This is a genomic window from Panacagrimonas perspica (assembly GCF_004364935.1).
Taxonomy (GTDB): domain Bacteria; phylum Pseudomonadota; class Gammaproteobacteria; order Nevskiales; family Nevskiaceae; genus Panacagrimonas; species Panacagrimonas perspica.
The window spans coordinates 1-25,608 of sequence record NZ_SOBT01000008.1; the positions used below are offsets into that span (position 1 = coordinate 1).

Below are 25,608 nucleotides of genomic sequence, written 5' to 3' on the forward strand. Positions count from 1 at the left end.
ATGGCCGAGCCGACGTTGTTGAACGACGAAGCTCCTACCGCGTACGCGGGCGCCGTGACGGTGCCGTCGGCGGCAACGGCTGCGCCTCCACCGAGAGCCGCGGCCAGGCCGGCGCCCTGGTTGCCGACCCGCGTCTCATTGGCCGTGACCCGGCCGTCGAGCGCCGTGATGCTGCCCTCGGCGGCGCTGACCCGGCCATCGAGCGCCGTGACGCTGCCCTCGGCGGCGCTGACGCGGCCGTCGAGTGCGGTGATGCCGCCTTCAGCGGCCGTGACCCGGCCGGCCAGCGCGGTGACGTTCTGATTGGTGGCGTTCAACTGCGAGCCGTTGATGGCGTCGGTGCTGGTGGCCGAGATATCGCCAGCGGCAACGTTCACCACCTGGCGCTCGAGGCCCACGGCGCCCACGGAGACGGTATTGGTTTCGTTGGCCACGGAGCCGGCACCCAGCGCGACGCTGTTGGCAGCCGTCGCCGAGGCGCCGGTGCCCATTGCAATGGCGTCGACACCGCCGGCAGCGACGAACGCGTTGCGACCGATCGCGATGCCGTTGGTGGCTCCGGCCGCGACGGTCGTGCCGGCCTCGGCATCGCCGGAGTTTCCGAGCGTCAGCGAGTAGTCGCCCAGGGCGTTGCTGTTGGCGCCGAGCGCGGTGCTGTGGTTGCCGCTGGCCAGATTCTGGTAGCCCAGCGCAGTGCTGGCCGTGCCGCTGGCCTGGTTCTGGTGACCGATGGCGCTGCTGTCGATGCCGCTGGCCTCGTTGTCGAAACCGATCGCGGACGAGTCTTCGCCGGAAGCGACGTTGCGTACGCCGACAGCGCTGGAATCGTTGCCGAGCGCCTCGTTACCGTTGCCCACGGCAACGGCGTTTTCCTCTTCGGCCGTATTCTCGTGGCCCACGGCGACGGAAGCCGTGCCCGACGTGTAGTTCTGGTAGCCGACCGCCGTGCTGTCCTCGCCGTTAGCCTCGTTGTAGTTGCCGATCGCGATGCTCTCGTCTGCAATGGCGTCGTTGAAATGACCCACGGCGGTGCTGTTCTGGCCGATAGCGTAATTGTCGAAGCCGACTGCCGTGCTCTCCACGCCGGCTGCGTAGTTCGAGGTGCCCAGGGCGCTGCTGCGGTCTCCCTCGGCCACGTTCGCGAAGCCGATTGCGTTGCTGTCTTCTCCGGAAGTTTCGTTTGAGTACCCGATCGCGCTGCTGCTGCCTCCGATGGCGAGGTTCGAGAAGCCGATCGCACTGCTTTCCACGCCGTCGGCGCCATTGTCGTAACCCACGGCGGTGGTGAAATCGTTCCGCGCGCCGTTGAAATAACCCATGGCGCTGCTGTAAGCGCCGCCGGCGTAGTTGTCGTGGCCCACCGCGCTGCTGCCTTCGCCCTCGGCTTCGTTGCTGCTGCCCAGTGCATTGCTGCTGAGACCGTTTGCGAGATTTCCGCTGCCCAGCGCGCTGCTCGAGACGCCGCTGGACGTGTTGTACCTGCCGACCGCGCTGCTGTAATTGCCGCTCGCCGTATTCGAATAACCCAGAGCGCTGCCCTCGGTGCCGCTCGCACCGTTCCTCAGGCCGAATGCGTTGCTGCCGCTTGCGCCTGCACTGTTGAAAGCGCCGACCGCGGCGCTGTCGCTGCCGCTCGCAGTGTTGAAGCTGCCGACCGCGGAGCTCGAACCGCCGAGCGCCTGATTGTTGTAACCAAAAGCAGAAGAGAAAATGCCGGCGGCCGCGGTGTTGATGCCAACAGCGGTCGACGAGTCGCCGCTGGAGGTGGCGCTGATGCCGCAGGCGAGGCGGAAGGCGGCTCCGCCGGCGTCGTCGTTGCTGCCGCCAGTATTGCCGCCGTCGAGGTCGCAGATCGCAGCCAGCGCAGCGGGCGACGGCATCATCAGGACCAGTGCCAAGGCCATCGGGGACAGCGCCCACGACAGGGACCGACTCGGGCGGCTCCATCCATCGGCGTGCGAGCCGACCTCGAAATCACGGAGCGAGACACGACGGAACGAACGGTTGCGATTCATGACAGGCAGTCCCCTGGGAGAGGTGGGTTCAGGCTCTGGAACGACGTCCGCGCAGACTCGGCCTGGCTGCCTGCGGCGGGTTGAAGAAAAGGAAGCCGGCGCCGGGCGTGCGGCGCACTCGGCGCGGGACGCGAACTCGGTTCGGAGGTGAAGCAAGAGGGACAGGCAGTGGAGGCCGGGGGGATCGGCCCTGCGTGTCCCGGCGCGCGTCGCGCTGGTTCTTCATGTGTTCCCCCTCCCCGTGTAAGCGGCGCCTCGTGGCGAGAGGAAGACTAGTTACAAGATATTGTTATTACTAATAAATAATTGTTTCTGATTGTTTCTCGTCTGGCCCGGTTTCTTGCATTTCTTGCAATAACTGACAACCGAGTCGGCATGATTCGGGCTGATTGCAAGATGGAGCGCGCCATGGAAAACCGCAGCCCGGGTGAAACCCGGGGCTCATCTCGTAGTACGGGCGGGCATCCCGGGTTTCACCCGGGCTACCGGGGGCGTGCCGTCTTGCGGGTCGTCAGAAGCGGTAACTGACGTCTACGCCGACCTGCCTGTCGGGTTGCGGAAACCGCACGGCGATCCCCAGGCCGTTGAACCCGAGGCCACCGGTGGCGTATTCCTCGTCGGTGAGATTTCTCCCCCAGATCGCGAGGCCCAGACCGTTGCGGAATTCGAGCGCGCTGCGGGCGCCGAGCAGGCCCAGCGAAGGCTGCGTGAGCGCGCGCTCGGCGGCGTCCTGCTCGTTGGGTGCGAAGCCGCGGATGTTGGCCTGGGCGTTGTAGACCTCGTCGCGCCACGACCAGTTGAGGCTGTTGCGCCAGTCGGCGTGCGCCAGCCTGCGGGTGTGCGCGACGCTCAGCGTGTAGTGGGCCTGCGGAATGCCGGCGAACTCTTCTCCGGAGCGATCGATGCCGGTGAAATCGACATAACGTTCGTACCGGGGCCGCACGATGCCGAGCGATGCGCCCAGTTCGAGCGAGGGCAGCGGATACGCGCTCAGCTCGAGTTCGCCGCCGTGGGTGACGACTTCGGCGATGTTGCCGGTGAAGGTCGACGTGAAGCCATCCACCCGCAGCAGGATCGAGCGCTGGACGTCGTCGCTGTGCGTGCGATAGAGCGCGAGGTTGGCGCGCAGCTTTCCGCGCAGGAATTCGGTCTTCGCGCCGATCTCGATCTGGGTGACGTCCTCGGGCTTGAACGGCGCGAACGTCTCTTCCGACAGGCCGCGCAGGTTCTGTCCGCCGGCGCGGTATCCGGTCGTGAGCGTGGAATAGAGCATCACGCCGTCGTGCAGCCGGTAGTCGAGTCCCACCAGGTAATTGAGGCGATCCGAGTCGTTGTCGAAGCGACGCGCGCAAGGGGCATCGACCGCCACGCCCGGGACTGCGCAGCGCAGGCCCTCGGGCGCGTTGCCGACGCGATTGCGGGACAGCAGTGATTTGTCGTCGGAGGAATACCGCAGTCCCAGCGTCAGTCCGAGCTGATCGGTGAACCGGTAGCTGCCCTGCGTGTAGACGCCGAAGCTTTCGGCGCGCGCGTCGCCGTTGAAATCCGAGACGTTGGCGCTGCCGGTGATGCGGCTGTCGGTGGACTCCGATGCCTTTTCCTTGAATCCGTAGACGCCCGCCGCCCACTGCAGATGCTCGAACGCCTGGCCGGTGAGCTGGAGTTCCGCGCTGTGTTCCAGGTAGTCCGCGAGCAGTTGCGTTCCGATGATCGGGTACGGCGTGCTGTCGAAGTCGATCGTGTTGGCGACGTCGTCGGTATCGCGCCGGCCGAGGATCAACTGGATGCGGCCCCAGGCCCGTTCCCATTTCGCGATGGCGGACCACAGGCGCACACGCGCGGACGATTCCAGATCGGTGCCGGGATCGTTCTGCGCGCGGTAGGGCGCGCCGACGTAGTTGTCGATGGTGTCGGCGCCCTGCGACGCGCTGGCCACGATCAGCCGCGCGATGCCGTCGACCGGTGTCTCGGGCGTGCCGTCGCCGTTGGTGTCGGCGAATCGCGTCTGTGCGGCGAAGGCCAGTTCCGCCGGCCCGTTGCGTTCGTCGATGTCGATGACCTCGCCGGTCAGCGCAAGGCTGAAGCTCGCGTTGGGACGCCACAGCGATTTCACGCGCAGGAGTTGGTTGTGCTCGTTCCCCAGATCCTGATCGTTGGTCTGGTCCACCGCGTAGCCGTCGGCACGTGTGCGCTGGCCCACGACCCGCAAGGCCCAGTGGTCGCGCTGCAGCGGCACGTTGACGATGCCGGTTGCCGTGATGCGATCGTCGCTGGAAATCCCGGTGCGGATGCTGCCGCCCCAGGCCGAGAGTTCCGGATCGCGCGTGGTCAGCAGGATCGCGCCGCCGGTGGTGTTGCGCCCGAACAGCGTGCCCTGTGGCCCGCGCAGCACCTGCACGTCCTTGACGTCCACGAACGACAGGTTGGTGCCGAACGGACGCGCGAGGTAGAGCTGGTCCTGGTACACGGCGACCGCTGGATCGAGCGTCCCCAGGGTGTCGAACTGCGTCTGCCCGCGCATCTGGAAGATCAGTGCCGTGCCTTGGCCCGACGCCGGGCGAATGTAGAGGCCGGGCGCCGTCTGCTGAAGATCCTCGACCGTGTCCAGCACCGCGTCGCGGAGCTGTTCCTGCGTGCGATGCGTCACCGCCAGCGGCACATCCTGCAGCACTTCCTCGGTCTTGCGTGCGGTGACGACGATGCTGGGCACCGCGTCCGGAGCAGCTGCCGAGGTCGCTTCGGCGGGCGGCTCCGCTGCTGCGAGCGCAGACGCGAGGCCGGCCAGCATGAAGCCGAGCGCGACGAGCATCGGCGATATTCGCAGACCGGATGGCCTCATCGCGGTTCGTCCTGCGGCGCCGCGGGCAGCCGGATGGTGAAGAGCGCGCCACCGCCGGCCGCATTGCCTGCGCTCACCGTGCCGCCGTGGATTTCCGCGATGCGCCGGACCATGAACAGCCCGAGCCCGATACCGGGTTGACGCTTGACCGTCGCCGAGCGGTAGAAGCGCTCGAAGATCTGGCCGATGTCCGCCGATGGAATGCCGGGGCCGTGATCGCGCACGGTGATCAATTGATCGGTGCCGTCGCGCTGCGCCACCAGTTCGATGGCGGTGTTCGCCGGCGAATACTTGATGGCGTTTTCCAGAAGGTTGTCGAGCAGGATATTGAGCAGCATCGGATCGGCGAACAGCGACAAGCCCTGCGGCGGGCACTCGAACGTGATGTCGCGATCGCTGCCGCGTGCGTAGCGCTGGATCAGCTGCCGCAGGCTCGCGCAGAGATCGAGTTCGCGTGCATGGATCTGCATCGCCGACGATTCGAGCCATTCGTCCGCGAGCAAGGTGTCCACCAGCGCGTTCATGCGTTGCGCCGCGCGATCGATCTTGCCGGCTTCGCGCTGCACGTCTTCGGGGCGGGTGGGCAGTCGTTCGTCGACGATCATCTGCGCGGAGGCGCCGATGATGCTGAGCGGCGTGCGGAACTCGTGCGACACCATGGCCAGGAAGTTGCGCTGCTCGTCCATGGCCACGCGCAGCTGCGCTTCCGTGTTCTGCCGCTCGAGCACTTCGGCGTTCAGCGCGGTGGTGCGCTCGGTCACCGTCGCCTCCAGGCGCGCGCCGGCGATAAGCGAGTCCGCCAGCGCCTGGCGTTCGCGCAGGCGCACGCGCAGCCCCAGGCCGAAGAAGATGGCGATCAGGTGCACCATCATTCCGATCAGGTAGCTGTACTGGGTGAAGGCCGTGAACGGCAGCCAGTCCAGATTCTTGGCGAAGTGCACCGCACCGACGGTGCCGAACACCGAGTATCCGATAAGGTTCGGCCAGGCCGACGGTTGCCCGCGCCGGACCAGCACGACGCACAGCGCGATGACCAGCAGCGCGGTGAACAGACGTGTGAAATTGATGGCCGGCGCGATCACGTCGTACCGGCCGGCCAGCGCGATGATCAGACCCAGCGTCGTCAGCGCGATCAGGCCATGGAACAGCCGCGTGATGCGCGGGAACTGCGTCGGCATGTCCAGCAGGCTGCGCACGAACAGCAGTGCGGTGAGCAGGCCCAGGCACATCATCACGTTGTGGATGCGCACGGCCAGTTGCGGCTGCTCGGGCAGCAGCATCACCGCGATCAGATTTTCGGAGCATGCGAACAGCACCGCGCTGGTTGCCAGATACGCCGAGTACCAGAGGAACTTGCGGTCCGGCAGCGACAGCCCCAGCAGCAGCGTGACCACGGCCATCAGGATGACCATGCCGATGACGCCGGCGATTTCGAGCGTCTTGCGCTGCAGGTCGCTGGCCAGCGCATCCAGGCGCCAGACGCCGCCGGTGAGGCTCAAGGTGCGGTGACCGGACACGCGGATCCAGACGGTGTGCGGGCCGCCTTCGGGCAGCGGCTCAAGCCTCAGCACGCTGATCGGCGTGTCCAGATCGCGCTGCGACACCGGCCTCATTCCGCCCAGGGCGCGATGCCGCAGGCTGACCGTGCCATCCGCTGCGCGTTCGGGAATCCAGACGTCGACATAATCGACATAAGGCACGCCCAGCCGCAGCCACCACTCCTCAGCGAAGCCCGGCTGAACCTGCAGATCGAAACGCAGCCACCAGGCGCCGTGAGGCGTGAAGCCGCCGTTGAAGTTCGCTTTCAGCGGCGCGAATCGTTCCGCCATCTCCGGCGCCGAAACCTGTGCCTGCGACAGGCTGCCATCCGGGTCGTGCAGCGCCTGGAGGTGCCCGGCCAACTCCGCCGCGCCGCGTTCCTGCGCCGCGGCGTCGAGTTCCACGGGTATTTCCGCGGCGATCGGCGCCGCGGCGTGGGCCGCGAACAGCGTCAGCAGCAGAAATCCGACGGCGAGGGGCAACAACCACGAGGGACGTCTGGTGCGCAGGAGTAGGACCATCCGTCGAGGGGCATGCGTCTGATGATCCGGGAAGTGTGCCGTGCACGGGACCGAATGCCCACGAATAGGGGGACCACCCGCAATGCCCCGGAATTTGAACGGAATCGGCCGGGAGCAAACCTATCCGGGGGGATGCTTGACGCGGCGGGCGTTTGGGCTTTCTATCCGGTAATCGATCGCGAAGTGCCGTAACGGCAGTCGAGACTCGATCATGGGGAGAGCGCATCAACGTCAGGCCGCGGGTCCCGGACGTCTGTCTTGAAGCGAGGGCATATCGGGAGGCGGCCTCGTCGTGGTGACTCGACAGCAGTTCCACCTGCGTCATGGAAATAGCCGATGAACTCCTTCTTCCAGTTGGGTGCGTTCCGTGCGGTCGCGCTGGGTCTCGGCGCTCCGCTGCTCGTCTCTTGCGCCGGCGCTTTCCACTCCGCGGATCCCGGCACGGTCAGCCTCGGGACCTCGTCCGGTGTGGTGCTGCCCTCGGCACCGCTGAGTGGCAAGGCGCCGCCCTCGGTGAACTTCGATCTGTCGAACTGGAAGCTCATGCTGCCTTCGGGAGAGGCGATTGCGCCGGACACGCTGGTGAAGGGATATCAGCGCGAGGGTCTCTTCTACACGGATCCCGGCACCGGCGGCATGAGCTTCAAGGCGCCCAACCTCGCGGGCCAGGCGACTCCCGACAAATATTCGAGGACCGAACTTCGACAGGCGCTGGCCGTGCCCGATCCTGCGAAGGGCGATGCGAGCGACTGGACGACATCGGTAGGCGGAACGCTCAAGGCGCGGGTGCGCGTGGATGCGGTGTCGTCGAGTGGCGACGAGACCAAGACGGGACGCGTGATCCTCGGGCAGATCCAGGGCCCGGCGACGGAGGTCGTGCAGCTGTACTTCGAAAAGCTGCCGAACGAGGCCAAGGGCCGGGTCTACGTGGGGACCGACAAGGTGTGGATGGGCGCGACGGCCCAGTCCGAGGACATCATTTCGAATCGCGCTGGCGGCGGCATCGGCCTCGGAGAGGCCTTCAATTACGAGATCCGGCTCAAGGGTCTGTCGCTTGCCGTGATCGTCGAGCCGCCGGAGGGCGCCACGGCGGTGTTCACGCAGCGCATCGATCCCGGATACGAAGGAAAGGCGCTCTATTTCGAGGCGGGTGTCCTCAATCCGAACGATGCGGGCAATGCCGGCGACTTCGCGCAGGCGACCTTTTTCAATCTCGAGGCATCCAATCCCTGAGCCGGGACGCAGGCGGTGCCCGTTATACTGGCGAGACGACGGCGGGAGTGCCGACAGCCCTGTCCCGGGGACGCAGGCGACTGCGGATATCGGACCGGCCGCGTTCGTTTTGCGGGCGCATGGGTCCGTGCGAGCGAACGTTGTGCGACTCCCGTCAATACCTCCTCATGAGCTGGAAAGATTTGGATGAAGATTGAAGAAGAGATCCACCATTCCTTCTGCGAAGCCTATGCCGATGCGGTGTTGCGCTTCGTAAAGGACGGCGTCAACGGTGACGTCGTGTTCGACGAGAGCGCCAAGGCCTTCGTCGCCAAGACGGTGGCCGCCAACGTCCCGCCGATGAATTGCGACTGGTGGGTCGGAGACGACTGGCCGTCGTTCGTCGGTCCGCTGGCCTGCCGGACCAACGCATCGAGTCCGAAATTCAACGAAAAGATGTTGCATGACGAGATCGTCTTCGCGCTGACCAAGTCGACGACCGGCAAGCGCATGAGCCGGATCCTCGCCGGCCTGGACTGAGGCGCTCGGTGCCGCGGGCGCGGAGAAGAAGCGCATGACCGACGACGATGCGGCCGAACTGCAGGCCATGATCGACGACTTCCAGCCCGGTCTCTACCAGCACTACAAGGGGCAGCAGTATCTCGCGCTGTGCTTGGCCCGCGAGGACGCCACCGACGAGGTGGTCGTGGTCTACACGCGGCTCTATGCACGCGCCGGCCTGCCTACCAGCACGCGGCACCTGCGGGTGTGGAACGAGGAAGTCGACGTAGACGGCCAGCTCGTGCCGCGCTTCGCGTACTGCGGGCATGTGACGGACGAGGTCGACGCACGTGGAAAGCCGCAGCAAGCGCAGGGCCGGCGCGGCCTGTTGCGCTGGGTGAAGGACAATTTCTGATCGCGCCGCCGCACCGGCGCTAGCGCTGTAGCTTCGTCGCATTCCGGAGTCCGCCGGCCGGGGTGGGGCCGGTAGAATGGCCGACGATGTCCGACCTGCTCTCCGCACTTCCTCCGCGTGCCCCGACGCGCCGCGTCGCCGGCGTGGACGAGGTCGGCCGCGGCTGCCTGGCGGGGCCGGTCTACGCGGCCGCGGTGGTCCTGCCGCCGCGCTGCAGGATCAAGGACCTCGACGACTCCAAGAAGCTGAGCGCCGAGCGCCGGCAGGCCGTCGCGCTGCGTGTGCGCGAGAAGGCCATGGCGTGGTCGATCGGCCGGGCCGAGGTCGAGGAGATCGACGGCATCAACATCCTGCAGGCGACTTTCCTCGCCATGCGCCGGGCGCTCGAGCAGTTGAGCGTGCAGCCCACCGAATGCTGGGTCGACGGCAACCAGGATCCGCGGTTGGGGTTGCCGGTGCGCCTGATCGTCGGTGGTGACGGACTGGAGGCCTGCATCATGGCCGCTTCGGTCATCGCCAAGGTTGCGCGTGACGAGGAGATGGCGCGGCTCTGCGAGATCCACCCGGGCTATGGATTCGCAAAGCACAAGGGCTACGGCACGCCGCTGCATCTCGACGCGCTGCGACGCCTCGGACCCAGCGCGATCCATCGACGCAGCTTCGCGCCCTGCGCGGCGAGCCAGCTCGCGTTCTCGATCGCGCTGACGCCGGACTCGGTGCCATCCCTAGATGAGCTGCCGGTGGGCGCGGACCTCGAGATGGATCTGCAGGTGGATCTGCAAGACGACCGGGACGTTCGACTGGAACCGCAAGCCTGATGTTCGTTCACCTGCGGCTGCACACCGAGTTCTCGCTCACCGACGGGCTGGTTCGCGTCGAGCCGCCCAAGCGCAAGGGCGTGGAAGGCGCGACCTTGGCCTCGCACGTGGCCAAGCTCGGCATGCCGGCGGTCGCGCTGACCGATCGCATGAACGTGTTCGCGATGGTCAAGTTCTACAAGTCCTGCGAGGGCGCCGGCGTGAAGCCCGTCGTCGGTTGCGATCTGTGGCTGGCCGAGCGCGAGAAGGGCGAGGCGCCGGAGCGCCTGACCCTGCTGGTGCAGAACGACCTGGGCTACCGCAACCTCACGCGCCTGATCTCGCGCGGCTACACCGAGGGACAGCAGAAGGGAACGCCGTTGATCGAGCGCGACTGGCTGCGCGAACTCTCCGATGGGCTGCTCGCGATGAGCGGACGCGACGGCGCGGCGTTCCGCTCGGCGATGCAGCAGAACGTGAACGGCGCGCTGGAGGCGGTCGAGGAACTCTCGGCGATGTTTCCTAAGCGTCTGTACCTCGAGGTTTCGCGCTGCGGACGGCCCGGTGACGAGGAGTGGGTGGAAGCGGCGTCCGCGCTCGGGCGCCGTTGCGGCGTGCCGCTGGTGGCCACCAACGACGTACGCTTTCTCGAGCGCAAGGAATTCGAGGCGCACGAGGCGCGCGTCTGCATCGCGCAGGGCCGCGTGCTCGGCGACGACAAGCGCCCGCGCGACTACACCGATGAGCAGTACCTGAAGTCCACGGAAGAGATGTGCGCGCTGTTCGCCGACATCCCCGAGGCGATCCAGAACACGCTCGAAGTGGCGCGGCGCTGCACGCTGTCGCTGACGTTCGGCACCTACCACCTGCCGAACTACCCGGTGCCGCCGGAGCACACGACCAACTCCTGGTTGCGTGAGGAAGCGCATCGCGGCCTGACCGAGCGCGCGGTGCACATCCAGCTGTGCCAGCCCGAGACGGTCTACCGCGAGCGGCTCGACTACGAGCTGGCGATCATCGAGAAGATGGGATTCGCGGGCTACTTCCTCGTGGTGTCGGACTTCATCCGCTGGGCCAAGTCCAACGGCTGCCCGGTGGGGCCGGGGCGCGGATCGGGCGCCGGCTCGCTGGTGGCGTATTCGATCGGCATCACCGATCTGGATCCGCTGCCGTACAACCTGCTGTTCGAGCGCTTCCTGAATCCCGAGCGCGTGTCGATGCCCGACTTCGACGTCGATTTCTGCATGGACAATCGCGATCGCGTGATCGAGTACGTGTCGCAGAAATACGGTCGCGATCGCGTCGGCCAGATCATCACGTACTCGACGATGGCGGCCAAGGGCGTCGTGCGCGACGTGTGCCGGATCATGGGACACGGCTGGGGCTTCGGTGACCGCATCGCCAAGCTCATTCCCAACACGCCCGGCGCCACGCTCGCCGAGGCGGTGGAAGAAGTGCCCGAGCTGAAGAAGGCCTACGCGGACGAGGAAGACACGCGTGCCGTGCTCGACATGGCGCTCGAACTCGAAGGCCTGACGCGCGGTGTCGGTGTGCATGCCGGCGGCGTGGTCATCGCGCCGCAGCCGCTCACCGAGTACGCGCCGCTGCTGTGCGAACCCGGCGGCGCCGGCCTGCGCAGCCAGTTCGACATGAAGGACATCGAGAGCATCGGCCTGGTGAAGTTCGACTTCCTGGGCCTGAAGACGCTGACGATCATCGAAACCGCGGTGCAGACCATCGCGCGCGCACGCGGCGAGCACATCGACGTGCTCGCGCTGCCGCTGACCGACTCGAAGACCTACGAGCTGTATGCCAGCGGCGACACCAGCGCCGTGTTCCAGATGGAATCTCCGGGCATGCAGCGCGCCTCGCGGGATCTCAAACCCGACACCTTCGAGGACATCATCGCGCTGGTGTCGCTGTACCGGCCCGGCCCGATGGAGCTGATCCCCGAGTACTGCGCGCGCAAGCGTGGTGACTCCGAGGTGGTCTATCTGCATCCGGACATGGAGCAGGTGCTGTCGCCGACCTACGGCATCTTCGTGTACCAGGAACAGGTCATGCAGATGTCGCAGCGCCTGGCCGGCTACACGCTCGGCGGCGCCGACCTGCTGCGCCGCGCGATGGGCAAGAAGAACGCCAAGGAGATGGCGCAGCAGCGCGACATCTTCACGAAGGGCTCGCTCGACAAGGGCATCCGCGAGGACACCGCGACCGCGGTGTTCGACCTGATGGAGAAGTTCGCCAACTACGGCTTCAACAAGTCGCATGCGGCGGCGTACGCGCTGGTCAGCTACCAGACGGCGTGGCTCAAGACGCATTACCCGGCGGAATTCATGTCCGCGGTGATGAGCTGCGACATGGACCACACCGAGACCGTCGTGGCGATGCTGTCCGAGTGCCGCCGCATGAAGCTGACGGTGCACCCGCCGGACATCAACCGCAGCCACTTCCAGTTCACGGTGCCCAAGGCCGGCGAGATCGCTTACGGGCTGGGCGCGATCAAGGGCGTCGGCGAAGCGGCGCTGGCCGGCATCGTGGCGGATCGTACCGAGAACGGGCCGTTCCGCGACCTGTTCGATTTCTGCCTGCGCATCGACCTGAAGAAGGTCAACAAGCGCGTGCTCGAAGCGCTGATCTACTCCGGCGCGATGGACGCCTTCGGGCTGAATCGCGCCTCGCTGCTGCGCAATCTTCCGAAGGCGCTGGCCATGTCCGAGGCGGCCTCGCACAGCGCGAGCACCGGGCAGGAAGACATGTTCGGCATGAGCACGCACGGGCCGGCGGCGAGCGTTTCCGTCGAGGCGGAGATCGTGCCCGAGCTGCCGCAACGCGAACGGCTCGAATTCGAACGCCAGACCTTGGGCTTCTATCTCTCTGGGCATCCGATCGAGGCCTATGCGCCGATCATCGACGCGGTCTGCTCCGGCCGGCTGCGCGACCTGATCGCCTCGCAGGCCGCCAGCGCGCCGGCTCCCGGCGCCGACGGCAAGCCCGCCTGGCAGCCGCGGACCAAGGCTCTGTTCGCGGCCTGGGTGACCGACGTGCGCTTCTTCAAGGGCCGGCCGGACGGCGAGGGCCGCGCGTCTCGCGCCAGCTACAGGGTCACGCTGGACGATCGCGGCGCGCTGGTCTCGACCTGGGTCGACGTGGACATCTTCCAGCGCGTGCAGGACCTGCTCAAGCCGGACCGGCTGGTCTTCGTCATGGCCGATGTCGGCCAGTCGCAGGGCCGTGACGGACGCGAATCGGAGCCCCGGCTCTATGCGCCCGAGTTCCTGGGGCTGGACGCCATCTACGCCCAGTATCTGGTCCGGCTGGACATGACCTGGAAGGCCGGGCCGGTGGACGTCCTCAAGCTGCGCAAGCTGCTCGAGCCACTGCGCAGCGGCAGCGCCACCAGCGTGTCGGCGGCCGTCGATGTTCCGGCCGGCCGGGCCTTGCTGGATTTCGCGCCGGACTGGCGCGTCAAGTTCACCGAGGCCGCCATCCAGCAAATTCGCCAGATGCTCGGGGCGGACGCTATAAAATTGGATTTCAGGCGTTACCAGCCGCCGCATTCCGAGAGGCGTGGATCGCGTCCCTTCAGTCCCCAGTTCGACGACGAGTAGTCGTTGCGGGTCCCGAAGCGGCGGCGGGCTGCGCTACCCTGTCGATCATGTCTTCTTGATACCGAGTTTCGAGCTCCGCCAACTCCATGAACCTGAACTTCCTCGACTTCGAACAGCCCATCGCCGACCTGCAGCAGAAGATCGAGGAGCTGCGCTACGCCACGGCGGGCAGCGAGGTGAATCTCACGGAAGAGATCACGCGGCTCGAAGCCAAGAGCCAGGAACTGACGCGCCAGATCTTCAACAACCTCTCGGCCTGGCAGATCGCGCAGCTCGCGCGCCATCCGCAGCGTCCGTACGCGATGGACTACATCAAGACGATCTTCACCGAGTTCGACGAACTGCACGGTGACCGTCACTTCAAGGACGACCCCTCGATCATCGGCGGCATGGCGCGTCTCGACGGCCGCGCGGTGATGATCATCGGCCAGCAGAAGGGTCGCGACGCCAAGGAACGCGTCTACCGCAACTTCGGCATGCCGATGCCCGAGGGCTACCGCAAGGCGCTGCGCCTGATGAAGATGGCCGAACGCTTCAATCTTCCGGTGCTGACGTTCATCGACACGCCGGGCGCGTATCCCGGCATCGGCGCCGAAGAGCGCAACCAGTCCGAGGCCATCGCACGCAACCTCTTCGAGCTGGCGCGCCTGCGCACGCCGGTGCTCGCCACCGTCATAGGCGAAGGCGGATCGGGCGGCGCGCTGGCCATCGGCGTGGCGGATCACCTGATGATCGCGCAGTACGGCATCTACTCGGTGATTTCGCCGGAAGGCTGCGCGTCCATCCTGTTCAAGTCCGCGTCGCGCGCACAGGAAGCGGCCGAGGCGATGAAGGTCACTGCCAAGGACCTGTACGAGCACAAGCTGGTCGACGAGATCATCCCGGAGCCGCTGGGCGGCGCCCACCGCGACGTGGCGGCCATGATGGCGTCGGTGAAGAGCCGCCTGATCGCCAACCTCGAGCGCCTGCGGCGCGTCCCGGTCGCGCAACTGCTGTCGACGCGCTACGAGCGCCTGATGAGCATCGGCGCCTACGAAACCAAGCATTGAGCGCGGCCGCGACGAGGGTCCGACGAGGCCCTCGCGTGGTTGGCGTGGCGACACGATAGAAAAGCCAGCACGACGGTTCCCGTCGATGCCAGCCCCACAACAAGAAAGCGAGAGGAGATTTCATGCGGACCACGGCACTGGCGATCGTCACGGGCGTTGCGCTCGCATTGGGCAGCGGTCTTGCCGCGGCCGACTCCCCCACGCCCGGCATCGCGGCGGATACGGAATGGCCCAGCTACAACGGCACCGTGGACGGCCAGCGCTACGCGGCGCTCGACCAGATCAACGTCGGCAACGCCGCGCGCCTCGGTGAAGTCTGCCGCTACAAGGCGGAGGAGGCGGGCACGTTCCAGACCGGCCTTGTGCAGGTGGGCGGCGTGATCTATTTCGCCAGCCCTCTCGACACGCTGGCGGTGGACGCCACCGACTGCTCGGTGCGCTGGCGCCATCACTACACGCCGGAACAGACGCCGGTGTGGCTGATCAATCGCGGCGTCGCCTACTCCAACGGCATGATCTTTCGCGGGACGCCCGACGCGCGCCTGCTCGCCATCGACGCGCAGACCGGCAAGACGATCTGGCAGCACCAGGTCGGCGATCCGACGCAGGGTGAATTCTTCAGCGCCGCACCGCAGGTTTACCAGGGCCTGCTGATCATCGGCGCCGCCGGTGGCGACTGGGGCATCCGCGGGCGCGTCATGGCCTTCGACCAAGTCACCGGCCGCGAGGTGTGGCGCTTCAACACGATTCCGCGCGGCGACGAGAAGGGCGCCGAGACCTGGAAGAACGTCGGCAGCGCGCGCTACGGCGGCGGTGGCACGTGGACCACGTACACGCTCGACATGGCGGCCGGTGAAGTGTTCGTGCCGGTGGGCAATCCGACGCCGGACTTCATCCCGGGGCATCGTCCCGGCGAGAACCTGTACGCCGACAGCATGGTCGTGCTCGACGCCCGCACCGGCGCCCTGAAGTGGTACTACCAGCTCGTGTCGAACGACGGCCACGACCTGGATCTGGGCGCCTCGCCGATGCTGTACTTCAACGGCAAGGCCGAACCGATGGTGGCGCTGGGCGGCAAGGACGGTCACGTGTACGGCATCCATCGCGAGTCGCACAAGCGCCTGTTCCGCACGCCGATCACGACGATCAAGAACGAGCACGTGCTGCCCACCGTCGAAGGCATCCTGGCCTGCCCCGGGCCGCTTGGCGGCGTGGAGTGGAACGGACCGGCGATGGACCTGCTCAACAAGGCGATCGTCGTGGGCACCGTCGACTGGTGCGCGATCCTCAAGCGCGAGAAGGAATACGTCTACAAGCCCGGCGGCTTCAACCTCGGTGGCCACTGGGAATTCCAGGGCAAGGGCAAGGGCGCCGTCGTCGCCCTCGACCCGGACAGCGGCAAGATCCGCTGGAAGTACGAAACTCCGGGCCCGCAGGTGGCGGGCATCACGCCCACCGCGGGTGGCGTGACGTTCTCGGGTGACATGGCGGGCAATTTCTTCGCGCTCGAGAGCGCCAGCGGCAAGGAGTTGTTCAAGGCGCAGACCGGCGGTGCGCTGGCCGGTGGCGTCATCTCTTACATGCGAGCCGGCAAGCAGTACGTGGCGTTCGCGGCGGGCAACGTGTCGCGCCTGTTCAACGAATCCGGCAGCTCGGGCAGCCCGTCGCTGGTGATCTACGCGCTGGACGGCAAGAACGCGCCGGTCGCCGCGCCGGTGTCGACGGCCCTGGCCGGAACGCCTGATCCGGCCAAGGGCGGCAAGACCTACGCGACGCTGTGCGCGGCCTGCCACGGCTCGAAGGGCGAGGGCGGTGTGGGGCCCAAGCTGGTGGACATCCGCAAGAAGCTCGACTTCGACGCGACGGTCAAGTGGATCAAGAGCCCGTCGGCCAAGATGCCCACGCTCTACCCGAGTCCGCTGGACGCGCAGGCCGTGGCCGACGTCGCGGCCTACGTGCAGGGTCTGTAGGCGCTGTACCGGGACGAATGCCGACGTCCCGGTTGATTCCAGTGGTCGCGTTGCCCGGTAGCGGTCGCGTCCGGGTCGCTTTCAGCGGTGGACTGGATTCCACGGTGCTGCTGCATGCGCTGGCGAAGGCCGGCGTGAAGGATCTGGCGGCGATCCACGTGCATCACGGTCTGCAGGCGCTCGCCGATGACTGGGTCGCCCATTGCGAGCAGGTCTGCGCGGCCCTGGGCGTCGCGTTGCAGGTCGTACGGGTGAACGTCGAGGACGCAGGCCAAGGCGTCGAGGCTGCGGCTCGCGAGGCGCGCTACATGGCGCTGCGTGCCCGCCTGCAACCCGGCGACACGCTGGCCACGGCCCATCACCGCGACGATCAGGCCGAGACCGTCCTGCTGCGGCTGATGCGGGGAACCGGTCCCGCGGGACTGGCCGCGATCCGCCCGCTCACCGAGTTCGCCCCGGGCTGGTTGTGGCGCCCGCTGCTGGACGTGTCGCGCGAACAGGTGTTGGCCCACGCGCAGCGCCACGGCCTGAAATGGATCGAGGATCCGCACAACCAGAGTTCGCGTTTTTCGCGCAGCTTCCTGCGCGCGGAAATCCTGCCGCGATTGCGGGCGCGCTGGCCGGCGGCCTCGCGCAACCTCGCACGTGCGGCCGAGCTTTCGACCGAGACCGCGGAGCTGCTGCGCGAAATGGCGATCTCGGATCTCGACGGGATGGTCGAATCGAACGGCGCGCTGCCGATCCCCCGGCTGCTGCAATTCAGCGCCGCCCGGCGTCGCAACCTCGTTCGCGGCTGGATCGAAGGGCTGGGCTTGCCGACGCCGTTCCACGACACCTTGCTGCGCCTGGATCGCGAAGTCCTCGAAGCGGCGGAAGACGCCGATCCGGTGCTGGCCTGGCCGGGCGGCGAGTTCCGGCGCTGCCGGCAGCACCTGTTCGCGCTGCAGGTTCTGCCACCGGTGCCGAAGGCGTTCGAGGCCGACTGGGACGGGCGGGGCGATTTCGAATTGCCGGCAGGTTGCGGCCGGCTGCATCGAGCGGCCGATCGTGGCCGGCCTTGGCCCTGCACCGTGCGGATGGCGCGTCCGGGCGACAGGTTCAAGCCCGTTGGCTCGGCAAAGACCCGCAGCCTGAAGAACCTGTTCCAGGAGCGGGTCGTCCCGACCTGGGTCCGCCAGCGAACGCCGCTGGTGGCGCGGCAAGACCGGATTCTCTGGGTCGGCGGCTTCGGCTGGGCCGATGACGCCGATACCGGGGCGGCCCTTCGCAAGATCGAGTGGCTCGACCGGCCGGGCGGCGCTCCGCCGGCCTGAAAAGCGTCACCGCGTCCGGTTCGTCGGTTGCCGACTCCGACCTGCCGTATCGGCAGGCCGCTTGGTCTGATCTGCCCGCTCCGCTATCGTCGCGGTTTGCTGTACCCCCAAAGACCGTATCAGAGGAGAAACAGAAGCATGCTCGGCCAGATGATGGATATCCCGTTGTTGATCTCGTCGCTGATCGTCCACGCGGAGCGCTATCACGGGGATACCGAGATCGTTTCGCGCACGGTCGAGGGCGCGAGCGCCGACAACGGCAGCAATGTGGTCAAGGGCATTCACCGCTACACCTACGCCGACGCGCACCGGCGGGCGAAGAAGGTGGCCAACGTGCTGACCAAGCGCGGCATCGTGCTCGGCGATCGCGTGGCCACGCTGGCGTGGAACAACTATCGCCATTTCGAGCTGTACTACGGCATCTCCGGCATCGGCGCCGTGATGCACACGATCAACCCGCGCCTGCATCCGGAACAAGTCGCGTGGATCGCCAATCACGCCGAGGACAAGGTCCTGTTCTTCGACCTGACCTTCGCACCGGTCGTCGAGAAGATCGCGGCGCTGTGCCCCAAGGTCACGGCCTGGGTCGCGATGACCGACCGCAAGCACATGCCGGCGCTCAAGGTCGACAACCTGCTGTGCTACGAGGACCTGCTTGCCGAAGCGTCGGATGAATTCCGCTGGCCCGAGTTCGATGAGCGCTCGGCCGCGTGCCTCTGCTACACCTCGGGCACCACCGGCAATCCCAAGGGCGTGCTGTACTCGCACCGCTCGACGCTGCTGCACGCGATGGCCAGCATCCAGCCCGACGTGTTCGGAATGTCGGGCCGCGAGACCGTGCTGCCCGTGGTGCCGATGTTCCACGTCAATGCCTGGGGCGTGGCGTACTCGGCGCCGATGGTGGGTGCGAAGCTGGTGTTCCCGGGACCGGGCCTCGATGGTCCGAATCTGTGCGAACTGTTCGAGCAGGAGCAGGTGACCCTGTCCGCCGGTGTGCCGACGGTCTGGCTCGGCGTGCTGCAGTACCTGCAGGCCAACAAGAAGAAGCTGTCGACGGTGAAGAAGATGGTCTGCGGCGGCTCCGCGGTGCCGCCGGCGTTGATCAAGGCCTTCGAGCAGGACTACGGCATCAAGATCCACCAGGCCTGGGGCATGACCGAGATGTCGCCGCTGGGGACGTACTCGTCGCTGAAGAAGAAGCACGACACCTTGAGCAAGGACGAGCAGTTCGCCATCGAGGTCAAGCAGGGCCGCGGCATCTACGGCGTGGACCTGAAGATCGTCGACGGCGAGGGCAACGAGCTGCCGCGCGACGGCAAGACCTCGGGCGATCTGCTGGTGCGCGGCTCGTGGATCATCGATCGCTACTACCAGATCGAGAAGAGCCCGCTGGTCGATGGCTGGTTCCCCACCGGCGACGTCGGCACGCTCGATCCGGATGGTTACCTGCAGATCACCGATCGCAGCAAGGACGTCATCAAGTCCGGCGGCGAGTGGATCAGCTCGATCGATCTGGAAAATCTTGCGATGGCGCATCCGGCCGTCGCGATGGCCGCCGTGATCGGCGTGGTGCATCCGAAGTGGGACGAGCGGCCGCTGCTGGTCGTCGTCAAGAAGCCGGGCGCCGAGGTCACCGTCGCCGAGATGATCAAGTTCTACGACGGCAAGATCGCGAAGTGGTGGACGCCGGACGACGTGCAGTTCATCGATGCGCTGCCGCTGGGCGCCACCGGCAAGGTGCAGAAGAACAAGCTGCGCGAGCACTTCAAGGACTACAAGCTGCCCAGCGCGTAGATCCGGCGGCATCGGGCCACGGTCCGCACGGTCGCGATCGACGCGCCTGTGCGGATCGTCCACGTCTCGTCTGCTGAGGTGAGGCCGCCGCCCCACTGATTCTCCATAGTCCCCGCGAACATTCGCGGTGCTCGGAGAGCGGCATGTCGGAAAAGACCAAGGCGCTGGGACTGATCGCGTGGGCATACGCGGTCTGCATCGTGATCGGCGCGTCGGCGCTCGCGTTGTGGAAGCTGCCCGCGCCATGGAACGCGTTCGCGGCGGATGTGATCGCCACGCTGGTGATCTTCGCCTTCAGCTGGCGCTACCGGAACTCGAGTTTCTACGACGCGTACTGGAGCGTGATTCCACCGTTGCTGGCCGTGTACTGGTTCTGTGCGAACGAGGCGGCTGGGGTGAACACGACGCGGGCCGCGCTGGTGATCGGCCTGGTCTGGATCTGGGCAATCCGTCTCACGACCAACTGGGCCACGTACTGGGGCGGGCTGCAGCACGAGGACTGGCGCTACGCACTGGTGCGCCAGAAGGCCGGCAAGTCGGCCGCGATCTGGGTGGACCTGTTCGGCATCCATCTGTTTCCGACCGTGCAGGTCTTCCTAGGATGCCTGCCGATCTACGCGGTGATGACGCTCGGCCAGGCGCCTCTCGGATGGCTCGACGCGCTGGCCGTCGTCGTGACACTCGGAGCCATCGCCATCGAGACACTGGCGGACCTGCAGTTGCACGCCTTCATCGCGAAGCGGCAGGAAGGGGCGTTCATCCGCAGCGGCCTGTGGAGCTGGTCGCGTCATCCGAACTACTTCGGAGAGCTCGGCTTCTGGTGGGGCCTGATGCTGTTCGGTCTTGCCAGTGCGCCCGCCCAGGCGTGGTGGATCGTGCCCGGTGCGCTCGCGATGGCCGCGATGTTCTGGTTTGCCAGCATTCCGCTGATGGACCGGCGCAGCGTGGAGCGGCGACCCGCCTACGCGGCCTACATGCGCGAGGTTTCCGCGCTGGTTCCGCTGCCGCCCAGGAAGCGATAGCGGTCGTCGCGTCGTCTGTCATCCTGTCGCGGCCTATCCGGCCGCGCTCGGCCCGACCGGAACCCGACCTGCACAGGAGACGACCCGCATGAGCACTTCGATCAAACCCGTCTGCGCCATCGTCGGCGCGGGAGAAGGATTGGGCGCTTCACTGGCCCGCGTCTTCGCCGCCGATGGCTGCGACGTGGCGTTGTTGTCGCGCACGGCAGCGGGCTCTGCCGAAGCACAGACTGCGGCGAGACAGGCGAATCCTTCGGGTCGCACGCTGTACGTCGAGGCGGATGCCTCGAAGGCGGAGTCGCTGGAGGCAGGCTTGAAGTCGGTGGCGTCCCAACTGGGCGCCGTCGACATCCTGATCTACAACGTGCGCGGATCGGTGTCCTTCAAGCCGCCGCTCGAATCGAGTTGCGACGAGTTGCGCGAGATCCTCGATGTGGAGGTCGTCGGCGCATTCGCGGCGACGCGCGCGGTCCTGCCCGCGATGCTGGAGCGCGGCAGCGGCACCATCCTGTATTCGAGCGCTACGGCAGCGCTGCGGGGTTCTGCAAACGGGCTGCTGTATGCGACGGCGAAGTTCGGGTTGCGCGGCATGGCGCAATCGGTGGCCAAGGCCTACGCAGCCAAGGGCGTGCACGTGGCGCATCTGCGTCTGGATTGCGACCTCGACGTGCCGATCGTGCGGCAGATGCGGGGCGCGTCGTTCAAGAAGGAAAACACCGCGCAGACCGACGACGTGGCACAGACCTACCTGTGGGTGCACAAGCAGCCGCGTTCAGCGTGGAGCAACGAGGTGGAGCTTCGTCCGTACACGGAGACCTGGACGATCTGATCGGCGCTTCGAGAGGCGGCCGAAATGTTCACCGACCGTGTCAACCGATCCGAGGGTGGTGCGTTGTGGAGGGGGTAGTCCGAATAAATCACCCCGACGGAGAAACCTCATGAATCGCACCCGACTGTCGTTGCTCGCCGCGCTGATGCTGACGGCGGCCACGAGTTCACCCGCCTGGTCCGATGACCGCGGCGACCGCGCCAACGACCGCCTCGACGCTCGCGGTGAGCGCATCAATGACCGGCTCGACGAGCGCGGCGACCGTATCGACGATCGCCTCGACAAGAAGGGCGAGCGCATCGACGATCGGCTGGATCGCCGCGCCGATCGTGCCAAGGCCAGCGGACATGAGCAGCGCGCCGAAGCGCTCGACAAGAAGGGCGACCGCATCGAGAAGCGGCTCGACAAGCGCGGCGATCGGGTCGAAGACCGGCTCGACAAGCGCGGTGATCGGGTCGAGGAACGCCTGGATCGCCGGGGCGACCGGATCGAGGAGCGCCACGACCGCAAGCATTAATGGGGCGTTCGTCGGCGACGCCTAGATTGGCGGGATGCCGGATGCCCAAGCCGCCTCGCTCGACGCCTTCCTCGCCTCGGTGGAGCACCGTGCCTTCCGCATGGCGAGCGTCGTCACGCGAGACCGCGATGCGGCCCTCGACCTGGTTCAGGACGCAATGTTCAAGCTGGTGCGGCGTTACGCGCAGCGACCGCCCGAGGAATGGCGGCCGCTGTTCTTCCGCTGCCTCCAGAACCGGATCCGCGATTGGCAGCGCCGGCAATGGCTGCGTCGTCGCCTGTTCCTGCAGTCCGATGAAATCCATCGCGATGACGCGCACGACGATACGCGCCGTGAGGCGGGTGATGTCGCCGATCCGGCTGCGCTCGACGGGGCAGCCGAGGCTCAGCGCGAGCAGGCCATGAACGTACTGAAGCAGGCATTGCGTGAATTGCCGGCTCGCCAACGCCAGGCTTTCGAGTTGCGTGTGTGGGAGGGTCTGGACGTACGCGACACGGCCCTGGCGATGGCCTGCGCGGAAGGATCGGTGAAGACGCACCTGTCGCGAGCGCTGACGAACCTGCGTTCGAAGCTGGAGGGCGTGTGGCCATGAGCGACGTCAGCGACGACACGTTCGCGCGGGCGTTGCAGACGCGATTGCGCGAAGCCGAAATGCCCGACGTGGTCGTTCGCGCCCGGCTGTCGGCCGCGCGAGCCGGAGCGATCGCCGCGCGCACGCGGCGGCCCGCCTGGGCGTGGACGATGGCCGGCGCGGCCCTGGCCGCGAGCGTGGCGGCGGCGGTGCTGTTCTTCCATCCCTTCGGCCGCATGCAGGCTGTGGGGCAGGAGGAGATGGCCCAGGGCGAGATCTTCGAACTGCTCCTCGATGGCGATGAGGATCCGGTCCTCGAAGCCGAGCTTTACGAAGATCTGGATGTGCTGACCTGGCTGGCGGCGGAGGACGAGCGTGTTTGAATGGCGGGTGTGCGCGGCCAGCCTCGCAACGCAGGTCGCGAGCCATCCCGGAACGGCGGCAATCGAACAGGCGCCGGCGGATGTCCTGGAATTTCTCGCGGACTGGGGCGAGGACGAATCGATGGCGCGCGATGCCGATGCGCCGTCCGCGGCCGATGAGGACCTGACTGCACACCTAGGAGATCTGGTTGCCCGGCCGTCTTCGACGGGCACTGCAGCGGAGCTGCTTCGATGAGCAGGATGGCGACGATTCGAATGGCGCTGATCGTCGTGATGGCGATGCTCTGCGTCACCGCGGCCCAGGCGGCGCCTCGCTGGAGCGAGCTGTCGGGCGAGCAACGCCAGTTGCTCAAGGGTTTCGAGCCGAAGTGGGAGCAGCTTCCCGAGCAGCGTCGTGAAAAGCTCGCGCGTGGTGCTGCGCGTTGGAGCGCGATGACACCCGAGCAGCGCGACCGGGCCAGGACGCGATTTCAGCGCTGGCAGAAGCTCAGTCCGGAGCAGCGTGACCGTTTGCGGGCGCAAAGAGACGAGTTCCGCAAGTTGCCTGCCGAGCAACAGCAGCGGGTCCGCGAGCGTCTGCGCGAATGGCGGGCGCTGCCCCCGGTGGAACGATCGCGCATCCGGCAGCGCTTCCGCGACTACCGTGCCGATCCCGAGGCCTTCGAGCGGGACTGCGCAAGCAAGAATGCGCAGCGTCGCCTCGACTGTCTGGGCCCGTCTCGCGCGGCGAAGCCGTCCCGGTGAGCGTGCTCGAGCCCCAAGTCCTGCAACGAAAAATGTCTTGCCGGTGCGAGGGCCCTAGCGTCGCGTCGCGTTCAGATGGAACTCGATCGGTGGTGGAGGCGGGGGCACGAGTTCAGCGGGATCGATCTGGCGTGTGGCGAGCGCGCGGACGATGGCCTGTTCGCGTGAGGTGACACCCAGGCGCAGGCATGCGCGGCGAAGGCCATCGTCGACGGTCCGGGCATGCAGCCCCAGCGTGCGGGCGATTGATTTGACGCCCATACCCTGCATCAGCAGGACCAGGATCTGCCGCTGCTTGTCCGTGAGGGTTGTCGACGGCGGGCCGGGTAGACGCAAAAGCAAGGGGCGAAGGCTCGAGAACGCGGTCCACTGGAAACGGTACGTTGCTGCGTACATGGCCCAGCGTTCTTCGATGTCCGTCGTCAGCGCCGCGCCGGCGAGGGTCAGATGGGCCGACTCCCCGTTCGAACAATGCAGCGGAACCGTGAAGCCATCGACCAGGCCGTGAAAAGCGGCGTCCTCGAGATAGCGCCGGACCTCGATGTTCTGCCGATCGATCGCATCCCAGGCGAACGGCTCGTTCGCGTCGTCGAGCAGCGCGAGAACCGGATCGATCTTGGCGTAGTTGCATCTGCGATACCGATCGACCCACATGCGCGACAGGTTCGAGAACTCCACTCGCACGTAGTCGTTGGACGGTCTGCGTGCCTGTATGCACAGCCTGAAGTAGGACAGGCCGAATGATTCGGAGAAAGTCTGCAATTGACGCTGCGCGGACTCCACGCTGTCCCACGGTGACGGGACCAGGTCTCTTTCTTCACGTTCCGAAGCCTGGCATTTGGAGTCTGCCGAAGAAGGTACGCTGCGCTTGCGATGCTGATTCGAGCGATAGGAGCGCGAAGCTGCGCTTCCACTCTTATGGCAAGTTCTCACGATGGTCTCTCCGGTGATCCCTTCGCTCGCTTATTCGCTGCGAGTACCGTGAGACGCAGTTTCGGAACTTCGCCAGGGGTTGGCAATTGTGCAAACCCACAGGATTGAAAAGTTATTTTCGAGATGCAGAAGGCCGTTCAACCGGACTGAATGCGCAGGCACCAATCGCGTAGCTCTCCGGGGTACTTCAAGTCTTCGATGTCTCCACCGAGGAGCGCCCGCACGATGGCCTGCTCGCGCGTCGCAGCGCCCAGCTTTCGCATCGCGCCGCCAAGGTGATATTCGACCGTCCGCGAATGAAGTTCCAGCTTCTTCGCGATGTCACGAATGGACCAGCCTTGAGAGATCAGCGAGAGCGCATCTTTCTGTTTCGAGCTCAGGGGCGTCGCGGTCAGAGCGCCATCGTGCTGGAGATAAGTCCCGAATATTTCGTCGAGCAATTCGACGGTGAAAGACCAGGAATGCTCGAACACCTGCTTCTTGGCGGTTGCGCTCAGCGGCCGCTCGATGCCGCCCAGCCCGATCACGGCATGCTGGCCACGCGGTCCGTGGACGGGAACCGTGTAACCGTATTGCAGACCGAAGCGGGCCGCCTGCTTCCAGAACATTTTGTCCTTGGTTCCCGCTTCCTGAATTTCATCCCATGCAAACGGTTTGATGCTGGTGAGCAACAGCGCCGCGACCGGATCGATCCGAAGATAGCCATTGCTGTCGTACAGGTGCAGCCACTCGCGCGGATAGTTGGTCAGCGCGAACTGCACGGAACGTCCTTCCGCACGCGTCAGACGCAGCCCGAAGACGAAGTATCGGAAACCTTCCTGGGCGGCAAACTCCGCGCAACGATTGGCCCATGGATCGATGAAGGCGGACTGGCTGTCAGGCGCGGGCTTGCCGACGGAACGCGCTCGCGTGATCGGCCGGCTCGATGTCTTCGACGAGGCGGCACTAGACAGGGGCATACGCCGCTCTCCCGTGTCTTCGCGGAAATGGCGAGGCTGTGTCGGCGTCGACCAACGCGGCTCGGCTCGAGGCG

Annotated in this window: 18 protein-coding genes and 3 pseudogenes; 16 read left to right on the forward strand and 5 right to left on the reverse strand. The window is 66.4% G+C overall.

What is annotated here, in order from left to right:
- The 3 genes and pseudogenes from DFR24_RS00060 to DFR24_RS00070 form a co-directional block, all read right to left on the reverse strand.
- A pseudogene (locus DFR24_RS00060) lies at positions 1–2,015 on the reverse strand (hypothetical protein); the annotation flags it as partial.
- Positions 2,016–2,526: 511 nt separating this feature from the next.
- Positions 2,527–4,824: a TonB-dependent receptor gene (locus DFR24_RS00065; protein WP_162850942.1), complete on the reverse strand. Its 2,298-nt coding sequence runs from the start codon at positions 4,822–4,824 to the stop codon at positions 2,527–2,529.
- A 26-nt stretch (positions 4,825–4,850) separates the two neighbouring features.
- On the reverse strand, positions 4,851–6,878 hold the full coding sequence (locus DFR24_RS00070) for a sensor histidine kinase (RefSeq protein ID WP_162850943.1): 2,028 nt from the start codon (positions 6,876–6,878) through the stop codon (positions 4,851–4,853).
- Between the two features lie 372 nt (positions 6,879–7,250).
- Here DFR24_RS00070 and DFR24_RS00075 point away from each other — a divergent pair, with 372 nt between their 5' ends.
- The 16 genes and pseudogenes from DFR24_RS00075 (at position 7,251) to DFR24_RS00150 (ending at position 23,642) form a co-directional block, all read left to right on the forward strand.
- Positions 7,251–8,147: a polysaccharide lyase family 7 protein gene (locus DFR24_RS00075; protein WP_133879330.1), complete on the forward strand. Its 897-nt coding sequence runs from the start codon at positions 7,251–7,253 to the stop codon at positions 8,145–8,147.
- Positions 8,148–8,333: 186 nt separating this feature from the next.
- Complete coding sequence (locus DFR24_RS00080; RefSeq protein ID WP_133879331.1) at positions 8,334–8,666, forward strand: hypothetical protein; 333 nt, start codon at positions 8,334–8,336, stop codon at positions 8,664–8,666.
- 67 nt (positions 8,667–8,733) lie between these two features.
- Positions 8,734–8,967 (forward strand): annotated as a pseudogene (locus DFR24_RS00085) (DUF1653 domain-containing protein); the annotation flags it as partial.
- A 161-nt stretch (positions 8,968–9,128) separates the two neighbouring features.
- Positions 9,129–9,758: pseudogene (locus tag DFR24_RS00090) on the forward strand (ribonuclease HII); the annotation flags it as partial.
- 101 nt (positions 9,759–9,859) lie between these two features.
- Entirely contained in the window at positions 9,860–13,450 is a 3,591-nt protein-coding gene (gene dnaE, locus DFR24_RS00095; RefSeq protein ID WP_133879333.1) for a DNA polymerase III subunit alpha, read from the forward strand.
- Between the two features lie 86 nt (positions 13,451–13,536).
- Positions 13,537–14,499: an acetyl-CoA carboxylase carboxyltransferase subunit alpha gene (locus tag DFR24_RS00100; RefSeq protein ID WP_133879334.1), complete on the forward strand. Its 963-nt coding sequence runs from the start codon at positions 13,537–13,539 to the stop codon at positions 14,497–14,499.
- 122 nt (positions 14,500–14,621) lie between these two features.
- A complete protein-coding gene (locus DFR24_RS00105) occupies positions 14,622–16,469 on the forward strand; it encodes an outer membrane protein assembly factor BamB family protein (RefSeq protein WP_162850944.1) in 1,848 nt (615 codons plus the stop codon).
- A 17-nt stretch (positions 16,470–16,486) separates the two neighbouring features.
- Positions 16,487–17,782, forward strand: a complete 1,296-nt coding sequence (tilS, locus tag DFR24_RS00110; protein WP_133879335.1) for a tRNA lysidine(34) synthetase TilS — start codon at positions 16,487–16,489, stop codon at positions 17,780–17,782.
- 138 nt (positions 17,783–17,920) lie between these two features.
- Positions 17,921–19,576, forward strand: a complete 1,656-nt coding sequence (locus DFR24_RS00115; RefSeq protein WP_133879336.1) for a 3-(methylthio)propionyl-CoA ligase — start codon at positions 17,921–17,923, stop codon at positions 19,574–19,576.
- A gap of 143 nt (positions 19,577–19,719) precedes the next feature.
- Entirely contained in the window at positions 19,720–20,598 is an 879-nt protein-coding gene (locus tag DFR24_RS00120) for a DUF1295 domain-containing protein (RefSeq protein WP_133879337.1), read from the forward strand.
- A gap of 88 nt (positions 20,599–20,686) precedes the next feature.
- Positions 20,687–21,427: an SDR family NAD(P)-dependent oxidoreductase gene (locus tag DFR24_RS00125; RefSeq protein WP_133879338.1), complete on the forward strand. Its 741-nt coding sequence runs from the start codon at positions 20,687–20,689 to the stop codon at positions 21,425–21,427.
- 109 nt (positions 21,428–21,536) lie between these two features.
- Positions 21,537–21,944 (forward strand): hypothetical protein, encoded by a 408-nt coding sequence (locus DFR24_RS00130; RefSeq protein ID WP_133879339.1) that lies wholly within the window; start codon positions 21,537–21,539, stop codon positions 21,942–21,944.
- A gap of 34 nt (positions 21,945–21,978) precedes the next feature.
- Positions 21,979–22,536, forward strand: a complete 558-nt coding sequence (locus DFR24_RS00135; RefSeq protein ID WP_133879340.1) for an RNA polymerase sigma factor — start codon at positions 21,979–21,981, stop codon at positions 22,534–22,536.
- A complete protein-coding gene (locus DFR24_RS00140; RefSeq protein ID WP_133879341.1) occupies positions 22,533–22,898 on the forward strand; it encodes a hypothetical protein in 366 nt (121 codons plus the stop codon). The genes DFR24_RS00135 and DFR24_RS00140 overlap by 4 nt, the downstream gene beginning before the upstream one ends.
- Complete coding sequence (locus DFR24_RS00145) at positions 22,891–23,133, forward strand: hypothetical protein (protein ID WP_133879342.1); 243 nt, start codon at positions 22,891–22,893, stop codon at positions 23,131–23,133. The genes DFR24_RS00140 and DFR24_RS00145 overlap by 8 nt, the downstream gene beginning before the upstream one ends.
- A gap of 20 nt (positions 23,134–23,153) precedes the next feature.
- Positions 23,154–23,642: a DUF3106 domain-containing protein gene (locus DFR24_RS00150; RefSeq protein ID WP_162850945.1), complete on the forward strand. Its 489-nt coding sequence runs from the start codon at positions 23,154–23,156 to the stop codon at positions 23,640–23,642.
- Between the two features lie 54 nt (positions 23,643–23,696).
- On the opposite strand, the gene DFR24_RS00155 is transcribed toward DFR24_RS00150, so the two are convergent.
- The gene (locus DFR24_RS00155) at positions 23,697–24,575 is read right to left on the reverse strand and encodes a LuxR family transcriptional regulator (RefSeq protein ID WP_366518883.1); all 879 of its coding nucleotides are present in this window, start codon (positions 24,573–24,575) and stop codon (positions 23,697–23,699) included.
- 137 nt (positions 24,576–24,712) lie between these two features.
- Positions 24,713–25,534 carry a LuxR family transcriptional regulator gene (locus DFR24_RS00160; RefSeq protein ID WP_133879345.1) on the reverse strand — a complete coding sequence of 274 codons (822 nt, stop codon included), beginning with the start codon at positions 25,532–25,534 and terminating at the stop codon, positions 24,713–24,715.
- Positions 25,535–25,608: the final 74 nt, after the last annotated feature.

Excerpts from the sequence above, each read along its gene's own strand:
- DFR24_RS00065 (WP_162850942.1), bottom strand. The coding sequence starts at position 4,824 with ATGCTCGTCGCGCTCGGCTTCATGCTGGCCGGCCTCGCGTCTGCGCTC.
- DFR24_RS00075 (WP_133879330.1), top strand. The coding sequence starts at position 7,251 with ATGAACTCCTTCTTCCAGTTGGGTGCGTTCCGTGCGGTCGCGCTGGGT.
- DFR24_RS00080 (WP_133879331.1), top strand. The coding sequence starts at position 8,334 with ATGAAGATTGAAGAAGAGATCCACCATTCCTTCTGCGAAGCCTATGCC.
- dnaE (WP_133879333.1), top strand. The coding sequence starts at position 9,860 with ATGTTCGTTCACCTGCGGCTGCACACCGAGTTCTCGCTCACCGACGGG.
- DFR24_RS00100 (WP_133879334.1), top strand. The coding sequence starts at position 13,537 with ATGAACCTGAACTTCCTCGACTTCGAACAGCCCATCGCCGACCTGCAG.
- DFR24_RS00105 (WP_162850944.1), top strand. The coding sequence starts at position 14,622 with ATGCGGACCACGGCACTGGCGATCGTCACGGGCGTTGCGCTCGCATTG.
- tilS (WP_133879335.1), top strand. The coding sequence starts at position 16,487 with ATGCCGACGTCCCGGTTGATTCCAGTGGTCGCGTTGCCCGGTAGCGGT.
- DFR24_RS00115 (WP_133879336.1), top strand. The coding sequence starts at position 17,921 with ATGCTCGGCCAGATGATGGATATCCCGTTGTTGATCTCGTCGCTGATC.
- DFR24_RS00120 (WP_133879337.1), top strand. The coding sequence starts at position 19,720 with ATGTCGGAAAAGACCAAGGCGCTGGGACTGATCGCGTGGGCATACGCG.
- DFR24_RS00125 (WP_133879338.1), top strand. The coding sequence starts at position 20,687 with ATGAGCACTTCGATCAAACCCGTCTGCGCCATCGTCGGCGCGGGAGAA.
- DFR24_RS00130 (WP_133879339.1), top strand. The coding sequence starts at position 21,537 with ATGAATCGCACCCGACTGTCGTTGCTCGCCGCGCTGATGCTGACGGCG.
- DFR24_RS00135 (WP_133879340.1), top strand. The coding sequence starts at position 21,979 with ATGCCGGATGCCCAAGCCGCCTCGCTCGACGCCTTCCTCGCCTCGGTG.
- DFR24_RS00140 (WP_133879341.1), top strand. The coding sequence starts at position 22,533 with ATGAGCGACGTCAGCGACGACACGTTCGCGCGGGCGTTGCAGACGCGA.
- DFR24_RS00150 (WP_162850945.1), top strand. The coding sequence starts at position 23,154 with ATGGCGCTGATCGTCGTGATGGCGATGCTCTGCGTCACCGCGGCCCAG.
- DFR24_RS00160 (WP_133879345.1), bottom strand. The coding sequence starts at position 25,534 with ATGCCCCTGTCTAGTGCCGCCTCGTCGAAGACATCGAGCCGGCCGATC.